At 45.7% G+C, this 5212-nt stretch carries 4 protein-coding genes and 1 pseudogene; 2 read left to right on the top strand and 3 right to left on the bottom strand.

The genetic code is table 11. From position 1 onward, the window contains the following. Positions 1-918 (bottom strand): hypothetical protein (locus tag BFF42_RS10765; protein WP_146759039.1); only part of this gene is annotated, 918 nt, incomplete at its 3' end. Between the two features lie 511 nt (positions 919-1429). On the opposite strand from BFF42_RS10765, the gene BFF42_RS10760 reads away from it, so the two are divergent. Continuing rightward, on the top strand, positions 1430-2365 hold the full coding sequence (locus tag BFF42_RS10760; protein WP_024235833.1) for a replication initiation protein: 936 nt from the start codon (positions 1430-1432) through the stop codon (positions 2363-2365). A 193-nt stretch (positions 2366-2558) separates the two neighbouring features. Here the strand turns inward: BFF42_RS10760 and BFF42_RS10755 are convergent, their stop codons facing one another. Then, a complete protein-coding gene (locus BFF42_RS10755; RefSeq protein ID WP_039059987.1) occupies positions 2559-3005 on the bottom strand; it encodes a conjugal transfer protein TraD in 447 nt (148 codons plus the stop codon). A 170-nt stretch (positions 3006-3175) separates the two neighbouring features. Here BFF42_RS10755 and BFF42_RS10750 point away from each other — a divergent pair, with 170 nt between their 5' ends. Continuing rightward, entirely contained in the window at positions 3176-4726 is a 1551-nt protein-coding gene (locus BFF42_RS10750) for a MobA/MobL family protein (protein ID WP_039059984.1), read from the top strand. 195 nt (positions 4727-4921) lie between these two features. On the opposite strand, the pseudogene BFF42_RS27250 reads toward BFF42_RS10750, so the two are convergent. Further along, positions 4922-5212, bottom strand: a pseudogene (locus BFF42_RS27250) (hypothetical protein); the annotation flags it as partial.

Genomic DNA, 5212 nt, shown 5'->3' with positions numbered 1-5212 from the left:
GTCTGTTACAAACCAGTAATAGGTTAATTTGACATCTGAGATATTTAGTTTTTTTATACAATCATTTAACTTTTCACCTATTTCTATATTGTGTTTTTTTAAATTAGAAATTATTTGAGGTGCTCTATCTTGGCTTCTTTTGTAGATATTTAGAAAGTTATCATCAAAGTATATATTTGTTTTTTTTATGCATTCATCTGCGTTCTCACAGGGGGGGACACGTTCGTAGAAACCGGGGAAGTTTTTAGTTATTAATGGTGATGCATTTTTCTTAAACGATTGATATACTTTATATATATGCTTTTCGCATGATTCTTTTGCATACTCTTCACTTACATCACGCCAACTGTAACTATCGGCAGATTGAATGTATTCGTACCCACCACAAATTTCATTTAGCGCATTGTCATTATGGTCCTTTAGATATAGCATTCTGTCTAAATAAGGGCTAATTGTGAGTTTGCTATATATCATTGGATCTTCATTAAAAGCACTGTTTAGCTTTCTTATATGATCTATTATGACCTCTTTTGTTTTTTCCACTAGAGGCGTTTTCTGTTTGTATTCCTCTAGTGATTCATTGGTTGATTTTATGCTGTTGTTATTTTGTGTTATAGAATATTCAGCCTTATCTTCAGGTTCTTGCATAATGGCTGAATTTATTATTTTTAGGCCACTTTCACTAATATCACAGGTATATGTGACGATGGTTCTGCCTCGATTATCCTCTTTTTCACTCCATGTGCCATTGATGCAATCACTCCTTGTATCGAAGGCTTTACCAACAGTCATTGAGTCGTCAATGTCGTAATATACGAAAGACTTTACTTTGCTTATTCCATCAGGGTCGCATCCTGAAATAAAAAATGACGACAATAAAGGAAGGATATGTTTAAAGTTAATATTCATTTTTCCCATTTTTATTTCTAACAATAACGAGGAAATATTAATACAGGCGATATGTTAATGGAATCCATACATACCGATAAACCGACTTACTATGTTTGTGCTCAACGTCTTACGCAGTTCGAAAAGATTTCGCACCAGTTCACCTTTTTCTGGATGAGAAAGTTTGCTGTTTTGACCTGTTCGCTGTTCAAAACGAGTGAAACCGGACATGAATCGCTTTCGTGCATAGTTATGCAGCCCCCTGAAAACAATTCTGGCGCGTTTTTTTGGTCTGGCCTGTTGTTTCCCTGTCTTTTTACGTTTTTTGCGCCAGAAAGCGACTGAGGGCGTTTTAAGGGGGGCGCACAACGGGAGTTATGGTAAATGGATCGATTTTGCGGGAAGGCTCGACAGGTTTTGTCGTTGGGGGTAGTGTAAGCGACTGAAAAACAAACGCCCCTGAAATTCGTGTCTATCCGCCAAGACTTTCACGAAAATACAGGGGCGATGTCGGTCGATAACCTAGAAGGAATCGTAACACATGAGCGCCGCGCTTCAATACTTCGAAGAAAATTTACCCCACCGTCCCTATCACACGGATGAGCTCGCTTTCGGTCTTCGTATCTCCGGCAAAGGGCGTGCGCTGCTTGCTCGCTACATCCAGCAAAATCAGCCTCATGCGCAGTTCTGGCTGGTTTTTGACGTTGACCGAGTAGGAGCTGCGATTGACTGGAGCGACCGGAACGCCCCCGCGCCGAACATCACCGTAAAAAATCCCGAGAACGGGCACGCTCACCTGCTCTACGCGCTCAATCTTGCCGTGAGAACCGCGCCTGATGCGTCGGTTAAGGCGCTGAAATACGCCGCTGCAATTGAACGTGCGCTGTGTGAGAAACTTGACGCAGATGTGAACTACAGCGGACTGATTTGCAAAAATCCGTTCCACCTGGAATGGCAGGTGATGGAGTGGCGCGAGGAAGCCTACGCCCTCGATGAACTGGCTGATTATCTCGATTTGAGAGCCTCAGAGCGTCGTAGCGTCGATAAACATTACGGGCTGGGGCGAAACTGCCATCTGTTCGAAATGACGCGCAAATGGGCTTACAGGGCGATTCGTCAGGGCTGGCCAGCATTCTCACAGTGGCTTGATGCTGTGATTCAGCGTGTCGAAATGTACAACGCATCGCTTCCCGTTCCGCTTTCTCCGCCTGAATGTCGGGCTATTGGCAAGAGCATTGCGAAATACACGCACAGGAACTTCACGCCGGAAAGTTTCGCACAGTATGTGGCTGATACGCACACACCAGAAATACAGGCCAAGAGAGGCCGGAAAGGTGGCATCGCTAAAGGCGAAGCCTACGATGACAAGCGTTTCATGGCGCTATGTATGCTGGAGAATGGATATTCTCAGAAAGCTATTGCGGCGATGCTGAATGTACATCGTAATACGATCCGTAATTGGGCAATGCACAAATAGCCTATATCAGATAACAGCGCCTTTTCGGCGTCTTTTTGAGCAGCGGGCTTTCCGGCGGTTTTCTCCTTTCAGCCCAGCAATGGTGCGGCTTACCGTATGATTGAGGTGGTCGTGCTCGCCGCAGTCTCATGACCGAGCGTAGCGAGCGAATGAGCGAGGAAGCACCAGGGAACCGGAACGTGAACGGAGGCTCTTACGCACTGTTTTTGGTGAGTAGCTCTTTCCCGCGTTTTTCCCATTCCTGCCATTTTGGATGGTTGTGCGGTAGCTCTGCGATTCCTGCGAGTGTGCCTACCAGTTCGGCAGCACTAAACTTTGGCTTTCCGGTTTTGCTGTCCACCAGTCCTGCCACAATCATGAGGCCTGCGGCCTTGTAGAGTTCATGATCCCGCGCCTTTCGTTCCGCCCTTGCGGCTGCCTTCCGTTCTGCCGCTATGATTGCCGTTACTCTGGCTTTTGCTGCGGCTGCTTTCTCTGCGGTTTTTTCTGCCCGTATCAGTGCGAACAATGTTTTTTCATCCGTCGTTGTTCGGTTTTTTTTCTCTGCCAGTAACACAAGTAATCTCTGCTGCTCTGATGGTGATTTCAGTCCGTTGATGTAGGCAATTTTTGCACTTAACCACTCTTCACGATTTGTCATTCTTACCTCTGCACTTTTGCCGTTAATGTGAGTTGATATTATGCATAATATCAACTTGTCTGCCTGCGTGTGAGACCGTAAAATCATCCCTGATTAATTCAGGTATGGCATTTAGTAGTTTCTCTCCTTCGTCGCGAAAATGTGCGCTCCTGCGGAGGGCTAAAAGGCAGATGGCAAGCTACCATTGCACTGTCAAAGCTGGAGCAAAAGGCAGTGCCTTAAAACATGCTGATTACATTTCCAGAACCGGCGAATATAAGAGTTACAAATCGCGGGAGGATCTGGAATTTTCGTCATCCGGTAACATGCCATCATGGGCGAAGAAAAATCCCGCAGAGCTATGGAAAGCCGCAGATGAATTTGAACGAAAAAACGGGACTGCATACCGTGAAATTGAGATCGCGTTACCGCGTGAACTGACACGCGAACAACGGATAGAACTTGTTGAAGATTTCGTGCAAAAGGAACTTGGCGATCGCCATGCCTACCAGTACGCGATCCACAATCCGCCAGGTGCAATCGACGGAAAGGAACAGCCACACGCGCATATCATGTTTTGCGAGCGGATTAATGATGGTATTGAACGCGATCCACAGCAATTTTTTAAACGTGCCAACAGCAAATCACCAGAGCGGGGAGGCGCAAAAAAAGCGAGTATTCCCCAGACAGCCGGAGAGCGAAAAGCCGCCCTTGTTGCGCTGCGTTCCCGCTGGGCAGATGTGCAGAATGAGCACCTTGCGCGACACGGTCACGAGTCGCGCGTAGATCATCGTTCTCTGAAAGAACAGGGTATCAATCGCACGCCGGAAGTTCATCTTGGCCCCGTTCAGGCCGCCAGTCTGAATGGGGAGCAGATTGTTGCAATCCAGGAACGGAGGAATGCCGAGCGGGAACTCAAGACCGCCAGAGATGGCGCAAATGCCATTCAGCAGGAACAGGAGCAAAAGCAAAAAATCAAGGCAGTTGAGCCTGTTCGTTCAGCCCGTTCACCGGAGTTATTGCTTCAGTACCGCAAGGTTATGAAAACGGTCATTCAGGGAGAGGTAAGGCTTGCTCGTTTAGGGGATGCCAATCCCAATGCGCTCAAAGAACATAAGCTGCTTCAGAATGCGAAAGCTAAAAAAGACTCTCTTTCCGAATGGAGTAGACGAATATATGAAGGGGCACGGTATTTAGACAAACTGGGGCGTAATATTGTTTCCGCACAAAGGGAGCTGCGGGAGCTACAGGAACAACGCAATGCTTTGAATGGGATTCGTGGCCTGTTTCGGGGGGCTGACAAAAGGGAGATTGATGCGCGTATTCTGGAGCAAAAAAGTGTGCTGGAAACCGCTGAACATGAAAGGAATGAATTCAGGAACAAGCTACAGCAAGCCGAATCCGAGTGGGACAAAGAAAACGCTGCTTTTAAGCGTACCGAGGGATATAAGTACGTTGGGGAGCTGGACAGGTACAGAGAACGCGAGATTCTGGCGGCGGCATCTTTAGAGAACACTAGGCAAAAGGTTGCTGAAGAGGTATCCGTTGCCCGTAGCCAGATGTTATCTCTGGAGCCTGAACTCAGTATATCTGGAGATGAAAAAGCTCAAATGCGACATGAGTTACTGGCAGAAATGGCGCAGGAACGGCAGCAACAGGAGGAAAAAGCACTGCGTATACAGCGATCCTGGTCCAGGGGGGCATCACGTAGTAACGAACGTGATCAAGATATGGAGCGTTGAAAATGTAGCAATATCGGGACTGCGCCCCGAACCCCGCCAACGTTTCACGGAACGCGAAAAAATTCCGCGTCCCGTTCACCGTTTTCTGAATGAGAAAAATTGTCGTTTTGATTTACTCACAGTTCAGATTAATGAAGTTAACAGGTGTTAAATATTTGCAGGTGGTTATATGTGTAACCACCTGTAAGGGAAGGACTAAAACTTAGTGCAATCTTCTATTTTATAATAAATACTATTTTTTATTGATGTTACAAAGTCCCGAGGTATTTGATTTTTGCTGTAGTTAATGTATGCATATTGCAATAGTTGTTTATGAAAGTTTTCAGCCCTATTCTTTCCCTGAAAATTATATGTCAATACCCCATCTAAATAATCAACACCTCCGGTGTCTGTTACAAACCAGTAATAGGTTAATTTGACATCTGAGATATTTAGTTTTTTTATACAATCATTTAACTTTTCACCTATTTCTATATTGTGTTTTTT

The sequence above is a fragment of the Shigella sp. FC1661 genome (assembly GCF_001712525.1).
Taxonomy (GTDB): domain Bacteria; phylum Pseudomonadota; class Gammaproteobacteria; order Enterobacterales; family Enterobacteriaceae; genus Escherichia; species Escherichia coli.
This window is presented reverse-complemented; position numbering and strand designations above follow the sequence as displayed.

What these genes read in the sequence shown, in the direction of transcription:
- BFF42_RS10760 (WP_024235833.1), top strand. Translation starts at nt 1,430, where the DNA reads ATGAGCGCCGCGCTTCAATACTTCGAAGAAAATTTACCCCACCGTCCC.
- BFF42_RS10755 (WP_039059987.1), bottom strand. Translation starts at nt 3,005, where the DNA reads ATGACAAATCGTGAAGAGTGGTTAAGTGCAAAAATTGCCTACATCAAC.
- BFF42_RS10750 (WP_039059984.1), top strand. Translation starts at nt 3,176, where the DNA reads ATGGCAAGCTACCATTGCACTGTCAAAGCTGGAGCAAAAGGCAGTGCC.